This is a genomic window from Klebsiella sp. GW_Kp182, assembly GCF_040062275.1.
Classification (GTDB): Bacteria; Pseudomonadota; Gammaproteobacteria; order Enterobacterales; family Enterobacteriaceae; genus Klebsiella; species Klebsiella michiganensis.
On record NZ_JBEAFQ010000055.1, the window covers coordinates 17127 to 37946 of the forward strand.

Here is a 20820-nt window from a genome sequence, read left to right on the forward strand (position 1 = left end):
TGTCACACTTTTTGCGTTCTTTCTTTCATTTTGCTTGCCGTTTCCCTGATTTCTCCGGGCGTTGCAGAAACAACGCAGAAAACCCGGATGCCTGCTCGCAGCGTTAAAAATCCCTCCTCGCGGACGAAAATACGCCTGCGGCACAATCGCCGACGAGAAAACAGGAGGGCATCGCGATGCAAAATGGAGTCTGGGCGCTGGTGCTGTGGATGCTGGTGGGATACGGGCAGGCAGCCTGCCCCGCGTGGCCGCAGGCCAGGGCCGATCGGGAGATTGAACGTCTCAGCCAGCAGATAACGGAATGGAAAAACGCCTACTGGCAGCAGGGGAGCAGTACGGTAAGCGATGAGATCTATGACCAGCTTGCGGAGCGGCTGGCGTACTGGCGGCGCTGCTTCACCGGCGAGGCTCCCGCTCACGATGCGTCTCCTCCCCTAAAAGGGGAGGCCAGACATCCGGTGGCGCACACCGGCGTGCGTAAACTGGCAAATCAAGCCGACGTGGCGCGCTGGATGCGCGGTCAATCCGGCCTGTGGGTACAGCCTAAAGTCGATGGCGTCGCGGTCACGCTCGTGTATCGGCAGGGGCGTCTGACCCAGGCGATAAGCCGGGGTAATGGCCTGGCCGGGGAAGACTGGACGGCCAGGGTCTTGCAGATCCCCTCCGTGCCTAAAGTCTCTGACGGCGTACTGGCGAATAGCGTTCTACAGGGTGAGCTGTTCCTGCTCCGCGAGGGGCACGTGCAAAAGCAGATGGGCGGCATGAACGCGCGGGCAAAAGTTGCCGGCATGATGATGCGCCAGCAGGCTGCGGCGGATCTTAATCAGCTGGGTCTTTTTATCTGGGCATGGCCCGATGGGCCGCAGGATATGAAACAGCGGCTGGCGCTGCTGCGGCAGGGCGGCTTTCTTTACAGCGCGCTTTTTTCGCACCCTGTCGCGGATGCGCAGCAGGTTGAACAGTGGCGCCAGCGCTGGTTCACTTCACCGCTGCCTTTTGCCAGCGATGGCGTCGTAGTGCGGCGGGAAAAAGCATCTCCCGGGCGCTTCTGGGTTCCGGGTCAGGGCGATTGGGTCATTGCCTGGAAATACCCGCCTGCCTCACGCGTCATGGAGGTTCGCCGTATCAGCTTTAGCGTCGGGCGCAGCGGTAAAATAGCCGTGGTGGCGCATCTGGAGCCGCAGATGCTGGACGATAAGCGCGTGCAGCGGGTGAGCGTCGGTTCGGTATCCCGCTGGTACAATCTGGATATCGGTATTGGCGACCAGCTGCAAATCAGCCTTGCCGGGCAGGGGATACCGCGCATCGATTCGGTCGTCTGGCGCACGGCTCAGCGTAATAAACCCCAGCCACCGGCGGCGCGTTTCAATGCCTTAACCTGCTATTTTGCCACGCCCGAGTGTGCGGAACAGTTTCTTTCGCGGCTGGTCTGGCTCTCATCCCGATCGGTTCTCGATATTGACGGCGTGGGAGAAGCGCTATGGCGGTCCCTGCATGACGCGCGCAGCATGGAGCATCTCTTTTCATGGCTGGCGTTTACGCCGGAGCGGCTGCAAGCCATACCGGGGGTCTCGACGCTGCGCGGGCAGAGGCTGTGGCACCAGTTCAATCTTGCGCGCGAACGGCCTTTTCTGCGCTGGATCCAGGCGATGGGAGTCCCCATACCGAAGACGGCGTTTGCCCGGCTGAAGGAGGATGACTGGCAACGGATGCAGGAGCGAAACGAAGAGCAGTGGCGGCGCCTGCCGGGGATCGGGGCGGAAAGAGCGCGGCAGCTGGTGACGTTCTTACATCACCCGGATGTTGCCGCACTGGCGAAGTGGCTAAGCGGGCAACGCGTTCCGGGATTCTGAAAGCATTAATGTGCGCTATGGTTGTAGTTAAATACCGGCAGGCCCAGCTTCCAGCGCAGCGCCAGCATGCGGGCGGTAAAGCCGAACAGCAGGGTGGAGATCACCACCACATCGTGGTTGCTGACGTAATGCTGAAGCGCGATGTATAAAATCGCGGCGGCGAATGACACCCCGGCGTAAAGCTCTTTCTGGAACACCAGCGGGATACGCTTGCAGAACATATCGCGCAGCACGCCGCCAAAAACGCCGGTGATGACGGCGGCAATGGAGGCGATGACCGGGCCCTGGCCCATATCCAGCGCGATCTGGGCGCCAATGATAGAGAACACGATCAGGCCGAGCGCATCAAGCACCAGAAACAGACGGCGCAGATGCGGCATCACCGGCGCGGCAATCGTGGTCAGGACCGCAGCAATGGCGACAATAATGACGTACTCGGGGTGCTGCACCCAGCCCAGAGGATAGTGGCCGAGCAGAATATCGCGCACTGAACCGCCTCCGAGGGCCGTCGCGGTGGCAATGATAATGACGCCAAACGTATCCATACGGCGGCGTCCGGCAGCCAGCGCGCCGGTCATGGCTTCCGCCGTAATCCCAATCAGATAAAGAATATGAAGCAACATAAATCTCCCACGGTGATGGCGGAAGGTTAACGATTTGTGCGCAAGATCACGATTGAGATTTTCTAAAGTGAATGAATTTAACCTGATTAAACTAATGCACGATCGGTTTAAATCGGCTGAATTTAACGGTTCATTTGTCATTTATTCATTTTTAATGATTATAAAAAGTAATGTGAAAGCCGTCGATGCGTATCGATATTGAAAACGGGATGAATACCTGTTGTTTAACTCTCGACCTTTATCCTTTTATTTTCCTCCTTCATGGCCTGAGAAAATGACTGCAGCAGCTGGCAATAAAAACTATCTCACCCGCCTGATTGCCGTTGTGCTGACGGGGCTGCTTGCCGGCCTCTCAGGCATGGTTCTGGCGCTGATTTTACACGCGATTCAGCACCTGGCCTTTGGCTACAGCCCCGGGCAGATCGTGAGCGCGGAGTCATTTCTACAGGGCGTCACGGATTCATCCTGGCCTCGTCGCCTCTCGGCAATCGTCGCGGGGGGAGCCATCGCAGGATTCGGCTGGTGGCTCCTTGGACGCTATGGGCAGAAGCGGGTCTCAATAGCGTCAGCGGTGGCGAATCCTTCGGTGGCAATGCCTGCGGGTACCACAACGATTCATGCCCTGTTGCAGATCGTCACCGTGGCGCTGGGCTCTCCGCTTGGCCGCGAAGTGGCTCCGCGGGAAATGGGCGCGCTGGGGGCAGGGATGGTGGCGCGTAAGCTGGGACTGCTGGCGGATGAAACCCGAACGCTGGTTGCCTGCGGCGCCGGTGCGGGCCTGGCGGCGGTGTATAACGTTCCGCTGGCCGGTGCGTTATTCAGCCTTGAGGTAATGCTGCTGTCGTTTAGCTGGGAAAAAACGCTGGCGGCGATTATCACATCGGCGATTGCCGCGTGGACGGCAACGCTCGGGTTAGGCGAGGAATCGCAATACCATTTTACTTCAGACATCCTGCCGCATTCATTTCTCTGGTGGGCGATTATCGCTGGCCCCATTCTTGGCGCCGGGGCCTGGCTCTTTCGCAAAGCGACCAGCACGGCCCGCTCGCGCGTTCGGAGCAACTGGCAGATGCCGGTTTTCTGTCTGCTGGCGTTTTCCCTGCTTGCCGTCCTCAGCCTCTATTTCCCCCAGCTTCCGGGAAACGGTAAAGGGCCTATGCAGCTGGCTCTCAGCGATGAACTGGGTTTCCCCGGGGCGGCGATGCTGCTGGCGCTAAAAATGGTGGTGATTCTGGCGGTGCTGCGCGGCGGCGCGGAGGGCGGCCTGCTGACGCCGGGGCTGGCGGTCGGCGGCCTGACCAGCCTGCTGCTGTGTATGCTCTGGCAACAGCTGCTTCCCGGCGGAGATTACGGCAGTTTTGCTCTCGTCGGCGCGGCGGCGTTTCTCGCCGCATCCATGCAGATGCCGCTAACGGCGGTCGCGCTGGTGATGGAGTTCACCCACATGGATCACAGCTATCTGGCCCCCACGCTGCTGTGCGCCGCAGGGGCATTTTTAACCTGCCGGATATTGGATAAGAACTACGCCTTCTGAAACGCAGCGAAAATAAAAGGCCATGATTTACCATGGCCTTTTGTCCGTGCGTGGGTTGGCGAGCAAAAAACCGTTACTCGATGTTCTGGATCTGCTCGCGCATTTGTTCGATCAGCACTTTCAGCTCAATGGCGGAGTTCGTCACTTCGGCATTGATTGATTTAGACGCCAGGGTGTTCGACTCGCGGTTGAACTCCTGCATCATAAAGTCGAGACGGCGACCGACCGCTTCTTTCTTCTTCAGGATATTCCACGTCTCTTTCACGTGCGCTTCCAGACGATCCAGCTCTTCGGCGACGTCTATACGCTGCGCCATCAGCACCAGCTCCTGCTCGAGGCGGTTGTTTTCCAGCTGCACTTCCGCATCTTCCAGCTTGGCAACCAGACGCTCGCGCTGCCACTGCAAAATTTCCGGCATATGGGCACGTACTTTAGCTACCTCGGCCGTCACGCCATCGAGACGCTGTTCGATCAGCGCTTTCAGCGCCTGGCCTTCGGTTTCGCGGGCGACGATAAAGTCATCCAGCGCACCGTTCAACGCGCCCAGAATTTCGGCGGCAATGGCGTCCAGATCCTGTTCATGGGCCGACATCACGCCAGGCCAGCGCAGAATATCTACCGGATTGATTTCGCCTTCGTCGCTCTGCATTTTGACCCAGTTGGCGGCGTTAACCAGCTGCTTTGCCAGTTTTTCGTTAAGGATCAGCTCACCCTGCGCGCTCGGGTCCTGCTCAAAACGCAGGGTACATTCGACTTTACCGCGGGTCAGACGGGAGCGAATACGTTCACGCACCACGGGCTCCAGGCTACGGAACTGCTCCGGCAGGCGGAAGTAGGTTTCCAGATATCGTTGGTTTACCGAGCGCAGTTCCCACGCGGCGCTACCCCATTCACCCTTGATTTCACGCCGGGCGTAGGCGGTCATACTGCGGATCATAGACGTTCCTGTTTTTAAAGGAGAGTGGGGTGGATTATAGCTTTCGAGGCCTTATCAGGATAGGAATAAGCGCGCATTATCCGTATAATGCGCAGCCACATTCGTTTCAAGCCGGAGAACATCATGCGTCCAGCAGGCCGTAGCGCTAATCAAGTGCGCCCAGTAACCCTGACCCGTAACTACACAAAACACGCAGAAGGCTCCGTGCTGGTCGAATTTGGTGACACGAAAGTATTGTGCACCGCTTCTATTGATGAAGGCGTGCCGCGCTTTCTGAAAGGCCAGGGTCAGGGGTGGATCACCGCCGAATACGGCATGCTGCCGCGTTCTACCCACACGCGTAACGCGCGTGAAGCCGCAAAAGGTAAGCAGGGCGGACGCACCATGGAAATCCAGCGCCTGATCGCGCGTGCGCTGCGCGCGGCGGTTGACCTGAAAGCGCTGGGTGAGTTCACCATCACTCTGGACTGCGATGTGCTGCAGGCAGACGGCGGCACCCGTACCGCGTCTATCACCGGAGCCTGCGTGGCGCTGGCCGATGCGCTGAATAAGCTGGTCGCGGCCGGTAAGCTGAAAACCAACCCGATGAAAGGAATGGTGGCGGCGGTCTCCGTAGGCATCGTGAATGCCGAAGCGATTTGCGATCTGGAATACGTTGAAGATTCCGCGGCGGAAACCGATATGAACGTGGTGATGACCGAAGATGGCCGCATCATTGAGGTGCAGGGTACGGCGGAAGGCGAGCCGTTCACCCATGAAGAACTCCTCACCCTGCTGGCATTGGCCCGGGGGGGTATCGAATCCATTGTCACGACGCAGAAAGCGGCGTTGCAAAACTAGTTTTTAAGGCGACTGAGAAGTCGCCTTTTTTTTGTCCGTAGAAAAGTAAGATGAGGAGCGAATCCATGAAACCGTATCAGCGCCAGTTTATTGAGTTTGCGCTTAACAAGCAGGTACTTAAGTTTGGCGAGTTTACGCTGAAATCCGGGCGCAAGAGCCCCTATTTCTTCAACGCCGGCCTGTTTAATACCGGGCGCGATCTGGCACTGTTAGGCCGTTTTTACGCCGAAGCGCTGGTGGATTCCGGGATTGATTTTGACCTGCTGTTCGGCCCGGCCTATAAAGGCATCCCTATCGCCACGACCACGGCGGTCGCGCTGGCGGAACACCATGACCGCGATCTGCCTTACTGCTTTAACCGCAAAGAGGCGAAGACTCACGGCGAGGGCGGAAACCTGGTGGGGAGTGCGCTGCAGGGCCGCGTGATGCTGGTGGATGATGTGATTACCGCAGGCACCGCGATTCGGGAATCGATGGAAATTATTCAGGCCAACGGCGCTGAGCTGGCCGGCGTACTGATCTCTCTGGATCGTCAGGAACGCGGACGCGGCGAAATCTCCGCGATTCAGGAAGTTGAGCGCGACTACGGCTGTAAAGTAATTTCCATCGTGACGCTGAAAGACCTGATTAGCTATCTGGAAGAGAAGCCGGAAATGGCTGAACACCTGACTGCCGTTCGCGCCTATCGCGAAGCGTACGGCGTATAAACATCTGCCCGGCAGGCAACGGTCTGTCGGGTCGATTGCTGGCAAAACGGCCAGCCGAGGCGAGAAGAGCGCCTGGGTATCAATGCGGATAATGCCGGGCATTCCTGCGGGAAGAGATGCAGCCCTTCGGGCTGCACAGAGACCGGCGAGAATTATTTCAGCTGGGCGGCGACCAGCGGCCAGCGGGCGTCAAAATCGTCCGTCGGGCGATATTTAAACTCGCTGCGCACAAAGCGCGATAGCATCCCTTCGCAGAATGCCAATAGCTGGCTGGCCAGCAGGGCTTCATCGACGGTATAGCCTTCGCCTTCGCGCATTTTCTTTTCACGCAACACCTGACGCAGCTGAACTTCAATGCGCTCGAACAGCTGATTGATGCGGTCCTGAAGCCGGTCCTGTTCAAACATCAGCGCATGGCCGGTCAGAATTCTTGTCAGCCCAGGATTACGCTCGCCAAACCCAAGAATCAACAGCACAATCAGACGCAGGCGCGCTGAGGTGTCTTTTTCATCTTTTAAAATCAAATTGATGCGCGTAATCAGGCTGTCTTCGATAAATTCAATCAGGCTGTCAAACATGCGGGTCTTGCTCGGGAAGTGCCGATACAGAGCCGCTTCGGATACGCCAACGGACGCCGCCAGTTTCGCTGTGGTAATGCGCTGACTTCCATCGCTGGATTCAAGCATTAGCGCCAGAGATTGAAGTATTTCTTCGCGACGATTCCTTTTCGCAGTTTGTTTTTCTGCCATGTTTTAAAATACCCCTGAAAAAAAGCACTTGTCAGGCAGGCACCCACAAAGCGACCGCAAGCTGTTGCCTGCGGTGATGTTATTGCATTAGTGCGCTTTGCGATGCTGGTTCCACTTCATCCTTCAGGCAGCCCTTTTGCCGGCAGCGCCCCGAAAGAGTTTTGTCTATCGCCGGGCTTATTGACGCCCTGAGTGACCGAAGCCGCCTTCGCCGCGATCGGTGGCGTCAAAATCTTCCACCAGGTTAAATTCTGCCTGCACAACGGGCACAAACACCATTTGCGCGATACGCTCGCCGGGTTCGATGCTGAAGCTCTGCTGGCTGCGGTTCCAGACGGAAACCATCAGCTGGCCCTGATAGTCAGAATCAATCAGACCGACCAGGTTACCCAGTACGACGCCGTGCTTATGGCCCAGTCCGGAGCGCGGGAGAATCACCGCCGCCAGAGAGGGATCGGCAATATGAATCGCCAGACCGGTTGGCACGAGGGTCGTTGCGCCAGGAGCCAGCTCTACGGCGTCATCGAGACAGGCTCGCAGGTCAAGTCCGGCGGAGCCGGAGGTGGCATAGGTCGGCAGCGGAAATTGCTGACCAACACGCGGGTCCAGAATCTTAACGTCGATTTTTTTCATCATAACGGGTAACGATCTCGTCGAGTAATAATTGGCCCAGGAGTTCCTTGCGCTCAAGTGGTAAGCGCTTATCTCCCTCCTGCCAGAAAAGGTGTAATGCATTGCTGTCGCTGTTAAATCCCTGATTTGGCTGAGAAACATCATTGGCGCAAATCAGATCAAGATTTTTGCGGGCTCGCTTTTGCCGTGCGTATTCTTCCACATTATTTGTTTCGGCGGCAAACCCAACGACGTAAGGGCGGTTGGCCTTAAGCGCGGCGACCCCTGCGACGATATCCGGATTTTTAACCATTTTCAGGGTTAATTCATCACCTTGTTTTTTGATTTTTTCTTCGGCGATGGCGACCGCACGGTAGTCAGCGACCGCCGCACAGCCAATAAAAATATGCTGCTGAGGCGCGCTGTTTTGCACCGCGGCTTCCATTTCCAGCGCGGTGGTGACATCAATTCTGTGTACAAACGGCGGCGTAGGCAGCGAAACCGGGCCGCTCACCAGCGTGACGTTCGCCCCGCGGCGCGCGGCGGCGGCGGCAATCGCGAAGCCCATCTTACCAGAACTGTGATTGGTGATATAACGCACCGGATCCAGCGGCTCGCGGGTGGGGCCCGCGGTAATCATGATGTTCAGATGTTGCAAATCTTTGACAGGCGAGAAATGCTGCGCGGCCATATCCACAATGGTCAGCGGGTCCAGCATCCGCCCCGGGCCAACATCGCCGCAGGCCTGGCTGCCGCTGTCCGGGCCCCAGACCAGCAGACCGCGGGCGGCAATGACGTCCAGATTATGCTGAGTGGCGGCGGCGCGATACATCTGCTGATTCATGGCGGGCACGACGGCGACCGGCGAGGGCGTAGCGAGACAAATCGTCGAAACGAGATCGTTGGCCATCCCTGCCGCGACGCGAGCGATTAGGTCGGCGGTGGCGGGGGCGAGAATGACCAGGTCGGCCCATTTCCCCAGCTCAATATGGCCCATCGCCGCTTCGGCGGCCGGGTCGAGCAGGCTGTCGGAAACCGGATAACCGGATACCGCCTGTAGACTTAATGGCGTAATGAAGGCTTTTGCGGCTTCCGTCATGGCGACGCGGACATCCGCGCCGCGGTCACGCAGGCGGCGCACCAGTTCCGGCGTTTTATAGGCAGCAATGCCGCCGCTCACGCCAAGAACGATCTTTTTACCAGCCAGACTCATCATGATTTTTTCCTGTTGCGGTACACCAGAATTCGCGCATCTTATCACAATCCTGACGGCATCGTGTGCCTCGCGGAGATACACTTTGCGAGGCGCTACGCAGGGATAAAACTTGCGTCTCGGCGGCGCAAAAAGGCTGTGCCAGGATAGCGCGCAGTGGGAAGGAGATGCCGCGATGGAAATACAAGAATCCCTCATGCCGAGGGAAAAGATGCAGCGCTACGGTATCGAAGTTTTGTCGGATATTGAGCTGTTGGCGCTATTTTTACGTACCGGTACCCGCACGCAGGACGTGATGACATTTTCGCGGGAGCTGCTACAGCGTTTTGGCTCGCTGTACGGCCTGCTATCGGCGGAGGAGTCGCAGTTTGCAGAGGTGGAAGGCATTGGTCTGGCGAAATATGCGCAGCTAAAAGGGATTGCTGAACTGGCGCGACGCTATTTTAGCCTGCGAATGACGGAAGAACCCTCGCTGGTTACCCCGTCGATGACGCGGGAATTTCTGCAAAGCCAGCTGGCCGACGAAGAGCGTGAGATCTTCATGGTGATCTTTTTAGATAATCAGAACCGGGTATTGAAACATAGCCGCCTTTTTTCTGGTACTCTTAGCCACGTTGAGGTGCATCCGCGAGAAATCGTACGCGAAGCCATCAAAGTGAACGCCGCCGCGGTGATCCTGGCACATAATCATCCATCCGGTAGTCCTGAGCCGAGCAAGGCCGACAGGTTGATTACCGAAAGAGTGATAAAATGTTGTCGATTCATGGATATACGTGTGCTGGATCACCTTGTTATTGGCCGCGGAGCGTACGTATCTTTTGCTGAACGCGGCTGGATTTAGCCCCGATCGCGCGATCCATCGGGATCTTTGTCTGTTCGGGACTTGAGCACATCGCCGAGTCAGCGTATACTACGCCACCTTTGAGAATCTCGGGTTTGGCATTTGGGCCTGGCAATCGAGAGTTCGCTTAGAACTGCGATGACCGGGCTGTAAAGCCTGACGAGGCGCCAATACCCCATACGAAGCTCGAGCTAATTTGATTTTTGGAGAATAGACATGTCCCGAGTCTGCCAAGTTACTGGCAAGCGTCCGGTGACCGGTAACAACCGTTCCCACGCACTGAACGCGACTAAACGCCGTTTCCTGCCGAACCTGCACTCTCACCGTTTCTGGGTTGAGAGCGAGAAGCGTTTTGTCACCCTGCGCGTATCTGCTAAAGGTATGCGTGTTATTGATAAGAAAGGCATCGATACAGTTCTGTCCGAACTGCGTGCCCGTGGCGAAAAGTACTAAGTACTTAGAGGAAATAAGTCATGGCTAAAGGTATTCGTGAGAAAATCAAGCTGGTTTCTTCTGCTGGTACTGGTCACTTCTATACCACCACGAAGAACAAACGTACTAAGCCGGAAAAACTGGAACTGAAAAAGTTCGATCCAGTTGTCCGTCAGCACGTTTTATACAAAGAAGCTAAAATCAAATAATTTTAGATTCCTTGTAAAGAAAAACCCCGCCTCGGCGGGGTTTTTTGTTATCAAGACTACGCTACCGTCTACACCGTTGGCGCTGGCGAACGTTTACCCCCTGCGCCAGGCGGAAGAGCATGCTGAACAATAATTGCCCTGAACCTCGTCGCTGAACGCGGTAAGATAGTGCATCCTGCCGTTTTTGTTCGAGAAAAGAATGCCTGAATTACCTGAAGTAGAAACCAGCCGCCGCGGCATTGAGCCGCACCTGGTGGGAGCCACCATCCTGCACGCCGTTGTGCGCAACGGGCGCCTGCGCTGGCCCGTTTCTGAAGAGATCTATCGTCTGAGCGACGTTCCGGTGCTCAGCGTACGCCGCCGCGCTAAATATCTGCTGCTGGAACTGCCCGACGGCTGGATTATCGTCCACCTTGGGATGTCGGGAAGCCTGCGTATCCTGAGCGAAGAGCTGCCCGCGGAAAAACACGATCACGTGGACCTGGTGATGAGTAACGGCAAGGTGCTGCGCTATACCGACCCGCGTCGTTTTGGCGCCTGGCTGTGGACCAAAACGCTGGAGGGGCATCCGGTGCTGGCGCATCTGGGGCCGGAGCCGCTGAGCGATGAGTTCAACGCCGATTATCTGCAGGCGAAGTGCGCGAAGAAAAAAACCGCGATTAAGCCCTGGCTAATGGATAACAAGCTGGTGGTCGGGGTGGGCAATATCTACGCCAGCGAATCGCTCTTTTCGGCGGGCATTCACCCCGACAGGCTGGCTTCTTCGCTGTCGCGCGAGGAGTGCGAGCAGCTGGTGAAAGTGATTAAGCTGGTCCTGCTGCGATCCATCGAACAGGGCGGGACGACGCTGAAAGATTTCCTGCAAAGCGACGGTAAACCGGGCTACTTTGCCCAGGAGCTGCAGGTGTATGGCCGCAAGGGCGAGCCGTGCCGCATTTGCGGGACGCCGGTTATCGGCAGTAAACACGCCCAGCGGGCGACGTTTTATTGCCGCCAGTGTCAGAAGTAAAGTGCGGGGGTTGCCGTGAACCCGGCTTGCGCTGCGCTTAGCCGGGCTACAGGGCTGCGCTTGGTCCGGTAGCCCGGACAGATGCGCAGCATCGCCTGCGGGAAGAGCCCCGATGGCGCAGGATTACAGCTTCCTCAGCAGCGCCTGGTGAACGTTTGCCGGCAGAAAGTGAGAGACATCGCCCTGGTGGCGCGCCACTTCTTTCACCAGCGAAGAGGAGATAAACGACCACTCTTTGCACGGCATCAGAAACACGCTCTCCAGCGTCGGCATCAAATGACGGTTCATATGCGCCAGCTGCATCTCATATTCAAAATCCGCCACCGCCCGCAGGCCGCGAATTAAAATATTCGCCTGCTGCGCGCGGGCAAAATTGGCCATTAAATCGCTGAAGCCAATAACCTCAACGTTGACCAGATGCGCCGTTGCCTGGGTGGCCAGCGCGATGCGCTCGTCGAGAGTGAACATCGGCTTTTTGCTCGGGCTGGCGGCGATAGCCAGCAGCACCTTATCGAACATGCTGGCCGCGCGGGTGACGATATCGATATGGCCGTTGGTGATAGGGTCGAAGGTTCCCGGATAGATCGCTTTTGTGCTCATAATGACACTTTCTCCGAGTAGCCGCGGCTCAGGGCCCACAGCTCGGTGTATTTATTAAACGTGTATTGCGCGTTGACCACCGCCAGCAGCCAACCTTGTTTCCCATCCAGAATGCCCCCGCGCAGCAGCAGCGTTTTCACAAAGGCGCCCAGCGTATGGCCGAAGATAGCGGCCAGCGAGGTCTTTTTGCCTCTCTGATGGCGCTCCTGCGCCCAGGCGGCGGCGTAGGCCAGCTGCTTTTGCTGAAAGCCGGAGAAATCACGGCAGGTCAGATGCAGCAGGTCGCCCGCGAGTTCGATAACCCGCGCGCCCTGGGCGTCGAGAGATTCGTGGACCAGATTATCGTTATAGCGGTAACGGTCGCGTTCGTACAGGCGCATCACGCGGTCGGGGTACCAGCCGCTGTGGCGCATAAAGCGGCCAAGGAAATAGTTGCGCCGGGCGATGCTGTATATCGCGCCGGTTTGCGGCGCGGCCAGCACGCTGCGGATAGACTGCGCAAGCTCCGGAGTGACGCGCTCGTCGGTATCGATCATCAGCACGTAGTCGCCGGTGGCGTAGGCCTGGGCGCGCTGGCGCTGAATACCGTAGCCCTGCCAGTCGCGATCGACATGCACCTGAACGCCCTGGCTGCGGGCGAGTTCGACGGTGTTGTCGCTGCTGCCGGAATCCAGCAGCACTATCTCATCGGCCCAACTTACCGACGCCAGACAATCAGGCAGCAGATCCGCCGCGTTTTTGGCAATCATCACGACCGAGAGTCGAGGCGACATTAGTGGCTCCGCTGCGGCAGATAGGGTTGCAATAACTGTAGCAGACGGGAAAGCGCGCCCTGGTTTTGGTGCAGAACTTCCACCGCATGGCGACCGTACCACAGACGGTAATCTTCATCGGTCAGCAGGTTAGACACCTGCGTTACCAGCGAGTCGGCGTCGGTGACGGTAATCAGTCCATCGTCCTGCTGCAGCTTGGCGCAGATATCTTTGAAGTTGAACGTGTGCGGACCCATCAGTACCGGTATCGCATGGGCGGCGGGCTCCAGCGGGTTATGGCCGCCGCGCTCCACCAGGCTACCGCCGACAAACGCGAGGTCGGCAATACCGTACAGCAGCATCAGCTCGCCCATGGTATCGCCAATCACCACCTGGGTACTGTTCGACGGGATTTCGCCGGTGCTGCGCAGGGTGTAGCTCATTCCCGCTTTCTGCACCATCTCGCGGGCGTCGCCGAAGCGCTCCGGATGGCGCGGGACAAGGATCAGCAGCAGGTTGGGGAAACGCTCCAGCAGCTGCTTATGCGCCTGAAGAATAATTTGTTCTTCGCCGTCGTGGGTGCTGGTGGCAATCCATACCTGGCGGTGCGGCGCCCACTGGCGGCGCAGGGTGATGGCGCGAGCCGCCAGCTCCGGCGTGACCGAAATATCAAACTTCAGGCTGCCGGTGACCGCCAGCTGATTGCGTTTCAGGCCAAGAGCGATAAAGCGGCTGGCGTCTTCTTCATTCTGCGCGGCGATAAGGGTAATGCGGCTCAGCAGCCGACGCATAAATTTCCCCAGTTTGGCATAGCCTTTCGCCGAGCGTTCGGAGAGGCGGGCGTTGGCGATTACCAGCGGGATTTTACGCTTATGCAGCGTGGCGACCATGTTCGGCCAGAGTTCGGTTTCCATGACGATAACCAGCTTCGGTTGAACGGTATTGAAGAAGCGGTTCATCGCGCCGGGCAGATCGTAAGGCAGATAGACGTGATGCACGTCTTTGCCGAAAGCGGACATCGCGCGTTCAGAGCCGGTTGGCGTCATGGTGGTGACGGTGATCGGCAGATAGGGGTAACGGTGGCGTAGCGCGCGCACCAGCGGAATCGCCGCCAGCGTTTCACCTACGGAAACGGAATGCAGCAGGATGCCACCCGGTTCTACCTTGTTCTGGCAGAAGCCATAACGTTCCTTCCAGCGTTTACGATAGGCAGGGGCCTTACGGCTGCGTAACAGCAGTCGCAGCCACACCAGCGGCTGAATGAGGTAAAGTAGGGCGGTATAAAGCAATTCCAAGCGATTTATCCGTATTTATGTTTTTGCGGGCAAATTCTAAGCATTTAACCCGCGTAAAGCTATCTCTTTGGCGGAAACTAAGGGATTCAGTATTAAGCCGCGTCGCGATAGCGCTTGATGCGCAGATAGCGGCGTCCAAGACGCCAGCGCAGACGGAACGTACGGGCGTTTTTCCAGATCAGGCGCCAGATACCGCGGTCAAAGAACTCTTTAATGATAATATGCTTTTTTGACTCATCTTTCATGCTATCGAAGGTATGAATAATCCCCAGCCCCTCTTTGGCGATCTGCCAGCGGCAGGCGGAAATATCGCGAACCTTGTCCGGATAGCGCTGGTTGATGGCGTCCAGCATCTCAAGAATCTTCATATAGTGGCGCGCTGAACGCATCAGCGTGTCGTCGTTGTCCGGCTTATGCGACACCGATTCCGAGTGAATATAGTAATCGTAGAACTGTTCGCTGGTGTACTGCACGCGTTCTGCCGCCAGCAGCACTTCGGTGGTCCAGGGAATATCCTGATGGCGCAGGCCAGGCTCAAAGTGGAAGCGGTGGCTGGCGATAAACTCCCGGCGGTAGATATTCAGCCAGGTGACATGCAGGAACTTACGAGAATCCAGCGCCTGCTTTAACCAGACGTGGCCGGGCAAAACGCCGGTCGACTGTAGCCGGTCCAGCGGGAAAATAGGATGGATATCTTTTTTCGTCTCGTAGACGTAGCGGCCGTTGCAGGTGGCGACGTCTAGATTGCCCTTTTCCGCCATCTCCAGAAGCGTACGGTACATGCCCGGGTAAAGCTTATCGTCGATATCCGGGAAGGTCAGGTACTTACCCGTCGCCGCGGCGAGGCCGGTATTGCGCGCCACCGACACGCCCTGGTTTTCCTGCTCCAGCACGAGCACGTTTTGCAGGCGGTCTTTCCACTGGTCGATAACCGCAAGGCTGCCGTCCGTCGACCCGTCGTTCACCAGGATCAGTTCATAGCTTTCCAGCTGCTGTTGCTCAAGGCACTCAAAGAATTGCGCAAGGAATTTTTCGCCGTTATAGACGGCGGCTACGATGCTTAGTAAAGGCGTTTGACTCATAACTCATTCGATCCTGGTTGAATAACGGCGTCAGGCGCTGCGCAGCTGACGATACTGCTGACAAATCGATGCCACGCTGAACTTCTCCAGCGCCGCTGCGTCGATGGCCGGCGGGCTATGGTAAATGCTTTGCATCGTCTGAGCCAGCGCCGGGCTGTTGAGATCCGCCAGGCCACGCGACAGCTCGCCGGTGAGGATCTCGGTCACGCCGCCCGGGCAGCGGGTGCTGGCGACCGGCGTATCCAGCAGCAGCGCCTCAACCACCACGTTGCCAAAGCCTTCGCTATCGGAGCTGAGGACCAGCATCCGCGCGCCTTTAATCCACGGCAGCGGGTTTTTCTGGAAGCCCTTAAACAGGACGCGATCGGCAACCTGTAGCTGCTGCGCCAGCTGGCGCAGGCGCTGTTCTTGTTCCGGTTTTCCCTGCCCCAGCAGCACCAGCGGCGCATCGATACCGCTTTGCGCATAGGCCTCAATCAGGCGGTCGTGGCGTTTACCGGGATGAAAGCGGCCCACGTGGATAATATAGTCGCCGTCGGGGCGCTGGCTGGGTTCTTCAGCCGCGGCGCGCAGAGCGGGGATATCAAACGGGTTATAGATGGTTTTCAGCTGGGCCGGGCGAATGGCGAACTGCTCGACCAGGTCTTGACCTACCGCATCGGAGACGGCGACGACGTTGCGTCCCCGGTAAACGCGCCCGATTTTCTGCTGTTTCAGCCAGCGGTCAAAACCGCTGCGGTGTCCGAGATAGGACGCGGAGAACACGCCGTGCAGGCAAAACCAGACGTTGCGCCCGTTCAGCAGGCGGCTGCGGGAGACAATGCGGTCGGTTTTATGCAGATTCGAGAGCACCAGATCGAAACGGCCCTGCTGTTCTGCTTTCTCGATTGCCGCATCAAGCTGGCGCGCGCGCCGGGACAGCTCCGTCAGCTTGCGCCACGGCTTGCGGCAGCGATCGGCGATGACCTGATAATCCAGCCCTTCCGGCAGCGGATAATCGCAGACGTCGCGCAGGGAAAAAAGTGATACCTGTTCACCCTGGCTAAGAAAATGCGCTGCCAGCGTCAGCACGACTTTTTCCGCGCCGCCGCCGGGCAGGCCGTCGATAACAAACAGTATGCGCATCGTTATTTCACCAAATCCTGATAGAGGGAGAGCAGCTGCGCCGAGAGACGTTCGCTGGTGCAGGTCATGATGCGCTCGCGGGCGCGTTCGCCTTGCGCAGAGCCTAACGCCCGGGCGGGCAGGGCGCTAACCGACTCCTGCAGGGCCGGGATATCCAGCGCATCGCAAACGTAGCCATTGCTGCCCTGAACAATAAACTCCGCGCCGCCGCAGCCGGTAGTCGTAATCACCGGCAGGCCGCAGGCCATCGCTTCGAGAATGACGTTGGGAAACGGATCGTACAGCGTCGGCAGCAGCAGGCCGTCGGCCATCTGATAGAACGGCAGGGTTTCCGACTGCATGCCGAAGAAGCGCACCCGCTCCTCGCAGTTCAGCGTTTTCGCCAGCTGCTGATAGCGGCCCTGCTCTTTATCTTTGCCCACCACCAGCAGGTAGCGGTTGGTCGGGGCGATGGCGCGGATCGCCGCATCCAGCCCCTTGCGCTCAAAGCCGGAGCCGACGTAGATCAGGCAGGTCGCCTGGATCGGCAGATTCCATTTGGCGCGCAGCGCGACAAAGGCTTCTTCCGTCGGCGGCAGAAAACGCTGGTTATCGATAGCGTTATAGATAACGTGGATTTTTTCCGCCGGCAGGCCGAAGTCTTCAATAATCTCGCGTTTAATCATCTCCGCGTTGCAGATAACGCCGCGCAGGTGCGCGTCCTGGTACATGTCGCGCTCGGCCTGCATCACATAGCGATGGTAGCGGTCGGCAAACAGCAGGCGGCTTTTCCAGCCGGGCAAAATGCGCGAGCGCTGCTGCAGCCAGCGGCGGTGCACGCCGTCTCCGGCGCGGTACAGGTCGCAGCCGGGGATACGCTCGTGGCTTTGCACCAGATCGAAGGCTTCGCGCTGCCACAGCTGGCGGGCGGCGTCGGCAAATCCTCGCTCGCGGCTGATCCGCCCCCATTTGCGCGGATTGCAGATGTGGATGTTCCACTCGGGCTTCACCGGCCCCTGCCATTCGCGGGTGATGACGTTCAGTTCAAGATCGCTGTCGTCGAGGGCTTCCAGCGCGCGGGAGACAAAGCGCTCCGCGCCGCCGTCCGGGCGATACTTCTGGCGTACCAGAGCCAGCCTGAATTTACTCATGCCAGTACCTTTTTCGCCGCCGCGATAACCGCGTCGGTGGGGATTAAATCGAGAAAGCGTTCGTTGGTGTTGGTATCAATGTCGTCAGGATCGGGAATCGCTCCGAAATCACCCGCCCAAATCACCTCGCCCTGCGCCTGCCATGGACGCCAGAAGGTGAGCTTGGAGGGGCCGAATAGCGCCACCAGCGGCGTACCGAGCGCGGCGGCCATATGCATCGGCACGGAGTCGACGCCGATAAACAGGCGGGCATGGTCGATGACGGACGCCAGCTGGCGCAGGGTGAGCAGCCCGGCGAGGGAGTGCAGGCGAGCATTGGGGCAGCCGGCCATAATGGTGTCGATCATCTGCTTCTCTCTGGCGTCAGGGCCGGAGGTCAGCACGACCGGGTAGCCTGCTTCAGAAAGCGCGTTTATCAGGGCGCTCATCCGCCCTTCGCGCCAGCACTTAAAGAACCAGCGGGAGGTGGGCTGAATGACGATATAGTTATCCTGAAATCCTACCGGCAGCAGCGCGCGGCTGGCGCGCCAGTCCTGCTCGCTGTAGCCCATCGTCGCCGGCGCGTCAGCAATATCCAGCCCAAGCGGCGCCAGAATCGACAGATTCTGCTGCACGGTATGCAGCTGGTTATGCCGCTCGGTTGAGGCGAGGGCGGTATGGCAAAAACGCCAGGCCGGGTGGCGACGCTTCGGAAAGTCAAAGCCGATACGGATGGCCGCCCCGGTCAGTTTGGTGATGATCGCGCTGGGCCACTGATCGGCAAGATTGAGCACCATATCGTAGCGCTGCTGGCGGAGCGTGCGAATCAGCCGCCACTCCATCTTCAGCTGATGGCCGGTGCCCTGTTTTTTCCAGCGCCGGTCAATGCCGTAAATGTGGCGGATATCCGTATTCGCTGCGAGCATATCCCGGGTTTCTTCATAAAGCAGCACATCCACGCTGGCGGCGGGATATTGCTGCTTAAGTGCGTGAATAAGCGGCGTTATCAATAACATATCGCCATGATGGCGAAGCTTAATAACCAGGATTCGCGCCGGGTTCACGCGGCCGGAAGTGCGGGTTTCAGGCGTCATTCTCTATTCTTCATTCAGGGGCAGGGCTCCGATTCTAGGGGATCAGATAGATTGAGAGAAGCCTTGTCTTGCTCTACCATGACCCGATACGTATGGCCTGAGGACGTTTTCGTGCACAAACCCGCATTTCTCATCACGATTGATACAGAGGGTGATAACCTCTGGCAAAAACATGACAGCATCACCACCGAGAATGCGCGCTATCTACCGCGTTTTCAGCAGCTTTGCGAAAAGTATGGTTTTAAACCGGTCTGGTTGACCAACTATGAAATGGCCATCGACCCGGTTTATATCGAATTTGCCAAAGATGCGATCGCCCGGGGAACCGCGGAAATCGGTATGCATCTCCACGCGTGGAACAGCCCGCCGACCGATCCGCTCACCGATGACGACTGGCGACATAAACCGTATTTGATCGAGTACAGCGATGCGGCGATGCGGGCAAAAGTCGACTATATGACCTGTCTGCTGGAGGACACCTTCCAGACCAAAATGGTCAGCCATCGCGCCGGTCGCTGGGCGTTTGACGAGCGCTACGCGCGTCTGCTGGTGGAGTATGGCTATCTGGTGGATTGCTCGGTTACCCCGAGGGTGAACTGGAAGACGGCGAAAGGCGCGCCGCAGGGCGACGGCGGTACCGATTACCGTCATTTCCCGCAGCACGCCTATTTTCTTGACGAGAATGATATCCGTCGTGAAGGGCAATCATCGCTGCTGGAAGTGCCGATGAGCATTCAGTACAAACATTCCGCGTGGATGAATAGCCTGAAGCAGGGCTACGATCGCCTGCGCGGCAAAGTACGCTCGCCGTCGGTACACTGGCTGCGTCCGATGGGCGGCAACGTTGAGACGATGAAAAAAGTGGTCGAACAAACGTTGACTCAGGGTAATGACTACGTCGAATATATGCTCCACTCTTCAGAGTACATGCCCGGCGGCAGCCCAACGTTTAAAAACGAGCAGGATATCGAGCGCTTATATGCCGATCTGGACGCTTTTTTCAGCTGGCTGGCGCCGCAGGTGAAGGGAATGACGTTGGCGGAGTACTACCAACAGAAACTCACACAGCGATAAAAGATCACAACCAGGTACCGTATGCGTATCGTGAAGCAGTTTACGCGGAAGAAAAATGCCTTCTTCCGCGAAATTAAGTTTAATTTAATTAACTATCGTTACAGAAATAAAAGCGCACGCCAGCCCTTTAATACCGCGAAGATTCAGCATGTTTTATTATTGCGCCTGGATGACAAAGTTGGGGATATGGTCGTAACGACCGGCTGCGCAAAGCTTTTAGCTGACCGGGGCTATAAGGTTTCGGTTCTTACCGGGCCGGTCTGTAAGCAGATGCTTGCCGGTGCGGATTTTCTTGAGCAGGTTTATTTATATCAGCCGCGGATGCCGTTAAACGCACTGCGTGCGGCAGGATTTGACGCGGTCGTTGATTTTGATGACGTGAAAACCTACGAGCGTTTTAAACTGCTGGCTGATTTACGCCCTGGCTGCGTTATCGGTTTTAATAAACAAGAATATAAGCTTTACGATCACTCCATCCCTTTTCTGGACAGCAGCAGCCATATTTCCGCGCGCTATAAAGCCGTCGCCAGGCTATTTGGTATAGAACACCCTCATTACCACTATCATCTGCCCGGCGATGCTTTTGAGCGGGAAAGAGTCAAAACACTGCTGGCTCAGCACAAGGGGAGTCAGCTCTGTATTGCCATAAACCCGTTTACCGCCTCAACGGATAAAGACTTTTGCCGTCATCAGGTTTCTGCTCTGATTGAACGCTTATATACGCTCCCTTATAAAATCAGCGTCGTGATGGTCGGGCATAGCGAGAAAATTCGTCAGCTTAATCTGGAAACGGCGCTGCATCTGCCAGATAGCAATATTAATTCAGCGGTTGAGATTGTTCGCCACTGCGATCTGGTGATTACGGCGGATACCGCCATCGTGCATATTGCTCGCGCGTTCGACAAGCCCATGGTGGCGGTTTACAACAAACGTAAACTCAAAGATACCGGTTTGCCGGGCTATACCATTTGGGCGCCGGGTTATGACAAGGCCAGACAAATTGTCTGCGAAGAGACTAACGTCGCCGACATGACCATTGACGCGGTCTGGCCGGTCATCAAAGCGCAGGTGGATGCCCTGATCGCCGCTCGCCAGCAGGCATAAAAAAGGGCCCGCTGCGGGCCCTTCTC

Annotated in this window: 22 protein-coding genes; 10 read left to right on the forward strand and 12 right to left on the reverse strand. The window is 57.5% G+C overall.

The annotated features are described in order from the left end of the window. The first annotated feature begins 176 nt into the window (after positions 1-176). Complete coding sequence (gene ligB / locus ABLU88_RS23370) at positions 177-1853, forward strand: NAD-dependent DNA ligase LigB (protein WP_348838123.1); 1677 nt, start codon at positions 177-179, stop codon at positions 1851-1853. A 5-nt stretch (positions 1854-1858) separates the two neighbouring features. Here ligB and ABLU88_RS23375 read toward each other — a convergent pair whose 3' ends face one another. After that, complete coding sequence (locus ABLU88_RS23375) at positions 1859-2476, reverse strand: trimeric intracellular cation channel family protein (RefSeq protein WP_014227255.1); 618 nt, start codon at positions 2474-2476, stop codon at positions 1859-1861. Positions 2477-2750: 274 nt separating this feature from the next. Here ABLU88_RS23375 and ABLU88_RS23380 point away from each other — a divergent pair, with 274 nt between their 5' ends. Next, a complete protein-coding gene (locus ABLU88_RS23380) occupies positions 2751-4010 on the forward strand; it encodes a chloride channel protein (protein WP_196546105.1) in 1260 nt (419 codons plus the stop codon). 73 nt (positions 4011-4083) lie between these two features. On the opposite strand, the gene ABLU88_RS23385 is transcribed toward ABLU88_RS23380, so the two are convergent. Then, positions 4084-4947, reverse strand: coding sequence for a YicC/YloC family endoribonuclease (locus tag ABLU88_RS23385; RefSeq protein ID WP_004126669.1), 864 nt, complete (start codon positions 4945-4947; stop codon positions 4084-4086). A 123-nt stretch (positions 4948-5070) separates the two neighbouring features. Between ABLU88_RS23385 and rph the strand changes: the two genes are divergently transcribed. Together rph and pyrE are read left to right on the forward strand one after the other, a co-directional pair. Then, positions 5071-5787 carry a ribonuclease PH gene (gene rph / locus ABLU88_RS23390; protein ID WP_348838126.1) on the forward strand — a complete coding sequence of 239 codons (717 nt, stop codon included), beginning with the start codon at positions 5071-5073 and terminating at the stop codon, positions 5785-5787. A 65-nt stretch (positions 5788-5852) separates the two neighbouring features. Next, a complete protein-coding gene (gene pyrE, locus ABLU88_RS23395) occupies positions 5853-6494 on the forward strand; it encodes an orotate phosphoribosyltransferase (protein WP_004855508.1) in 642 nt (213 codons plus the stop codon). Positions 6495-6646: 152 nt separating this feature from the next. Here pyrE and slmA read toward each other — a convergent pair whose 3' ends face one another. From slmA to coaBC, 3 genes are all read right to left on the reverse strand, one after another. After that, entirely contained in the window at positions 6647-7243 is a 597-nt protein-coding gene (gene slmA / locus ABLU88_RS23400; RefSeq protein WP_004855507.1) for a nucleoid occlusion factor SlmA, read from the reverse strand. A 177-nt stretch (positions 7244-7420) separates the two neighbouring features. Further along, positions 7421-7879 carry a dUTP diphosphatase gene (dut, locus tag ABLU88_RS23405; protein WP_004855506.1) on the reverse strand — a complete coding sequence of 153 codons (459 nt, stop codon included), beginning with the start codon at positions 7877-7879 and terminating at the stop codon, positions 7421-7423. Next, entirely contained in the window at positions 7857-9068 is a 1212-nt protein-coding gene (gene coaBC, locus ABLU88_RS23410; protein ID WP_014227252.1) for a bifunctional phosphopantothenoylcysteine decarboxylase/phosphopantothenate--cysteine ligase CoaBC, read from the reverse strand. Before coaBC ends, dut begins: the two co-directional genes overlap by 23 nt. Before the next feature lie 175 nt (positions 9069-9243). Here coaBC and radC point away from each other — a divergent pair, with 175 nt between their 5' ends. From radC to mutM, 4 genes are all read left to right on the forward strand, one after another. Beyond that, positions 9244-9909: a DNA repair protein RadC gene (gene radC, locus ABLU88_RS23415; RefSeq protein WP_004126657.1), complete on the forward strand. Its 666-nt coding sequence runs from the start codon at positions 9244-9246 to the stop codon at positions 9907-9909. Between the two features lie 216 nt (positions 9910-10125). Next, positions 10126-10362 carry a 50S ribosomal protein L28 gene (gene rpmB, locus ABLU88_RS23420; protein ID WP_002436699.1) on the forward strand — a complete coding sequence of 79 codons (237 nt, stop codon included), beginning with the start codon at positions 10126-10128 and terminating at the stop codon, positions 10360-10362. A gap of 20 nt (positions 10363-10382) precedes the next feature. Beyond that, positions 10383-10550: a 50S ribosomal protein L33 gene (rpmG, locus tag ABLU88_RS23425; RefSeq protein WP_003024094.1), complete on the forward strand. Its 168-nt coding sequence runs from the start codon at positions 10383-10385 to the stop codon at positions 10548-10550. 199 nt (positions 10551-10749) lie between these two features. Then, the gene (gene mutM / locus ABLU88_RS23430; protein ID WP_025107820.1) at positions 10750-11559 is read left to right on the forward strand and encodes a bifunctional DNA-formamidopyrimidine glycosylase/DNA-(apurinic or apyrimidinic site) lyase; all 810 of its coding nucleotides are present in this window, start codon (positions 10750-10752) and stop codon (positions 11557-11559) included. Positions 11560-11682: 123 nt separating this feature from the next. Here mutM and coaD read toward each other — a convergent pair whose 3' ends face one another. The 7 genes from coaD to rfaQ form a co-directional block, all read right to left on the reverse strand. Next, positions 11683-12159, reverse strand: a complete 477-nt coding sequence (coaD, locus tag ABLU88_RS23435; protein ID WP_025107819.1) for a pantetheine-phosphate adenylyltransferase — start codon at positions 12157-12159, stop codon at positions 11683-11685. Beyond that, entirely contained in the window at positions 12156-12932 is a 777-nt protein-coding gene (locus ABLU88_RS23440; RefSeq protein WP_046876802.1) for a glycosyltransferase family 2 protein, read from the reverse strand. Before ABLU88_RS23440 ends, coaD begins: the two co-directional genes overlap by 4 nt. Then, positions 12932-14206: a lipid IV(A) 3-deoxy-D-manno-octulosonic acid transferase gene (gene waaA, locus ABLU88_RS23445; RefSeq protein WP_014227249.1), complete on the reverse strand. Its 1275-nt coding sequence runs from the start codon at positions 14204-14206 to the stop codon at positions 12932-12934. Before waaA ends, ABLU88_RS23440 begins: the two co-directional genes overlap by 1 nt. A 92-nt stretch (positions 14207-14298) precedes the next feature. Next, positions 14299-15288, reverse strand: coding sequence for a glycosyltransferase (locus ABLU88_RS23450; RefSeq protein WP_032751704.1), 990 nt, complete (start codon positions 15286-15288; stop codon positions 14299-14301). A 30-nt stretch (positions 15289-15318) separates the two neighbouring features. Beyond that, complete coding sequence (locus ABLU88_RS23455; protein WP_048262739.1) at positions 15319-16413, reverse strand: glycosyltransferase; 1095 nt, start codon at positions 16411-16413, stop codon at positions 15319-15321. A 2-nt stretch (positions 16414-16415) separates the two neighbouring features. Next, positions 16416-17543 (reverse strand): glycosyltransferase family 4 protein, encoded by a 1128-nt coding sequence (locus ABLU88_RS23460; RefSeq protein ID WP_032751699.1) that lies wholly within the window; start codon positions 17541-17543, stop codon positions 16416-16418. After that, positions 17540-18616 carry a putative lipopolysaccharide heptosyltransferase III gene (rfaQ, locus tag ABLU88_RS23465; RefSeq protein WP_348838134.1) on the reverse strand — a complete coding sequence of 359 codons (1077 nt, stop codon included), beginning with the start codon at positions 18614-18616 and terminating at the stop codon, positions 17540-17542. The genes ABLU88_RS23460 and rfaQ overlap by 4 nt, the downstream gene beginning before the upstream one ends. Positions 18617-18727: 111 nt before the next feature. Here rfaQ and ABLU88_RS23470 point away from each other — a divergent pair, with 111 nt between their 5' ends. Continuing rightward, positions 18728-19690 carry a polysaccharide deacetylase family protein gene (locus ABLU88_RS23470; protein WP_348838136.1) on the forward strand — a complete coding sequence of 321 codons (963 nt, stop codon included), beginning with the start codon at positions 18728-18730 and terminating at the stop codon, positions 19688-19690. Between the two features lie 21 nt (positions 19691-19711). Further along, the gene (locus ABLU88_RS23475) at positions 19712-20794 is read left to right on the forward strand and encodes a glycosyltransferase family 9 protein (RefSeq protein ID WP_134897498.1); all 1083 of its coding nucleotides are present in this window, start codon (positions 19712-19714) and stop codon (positions 20792-20794) included. Positions 20795-20820 lie beyond the last annotated feature (26 nt).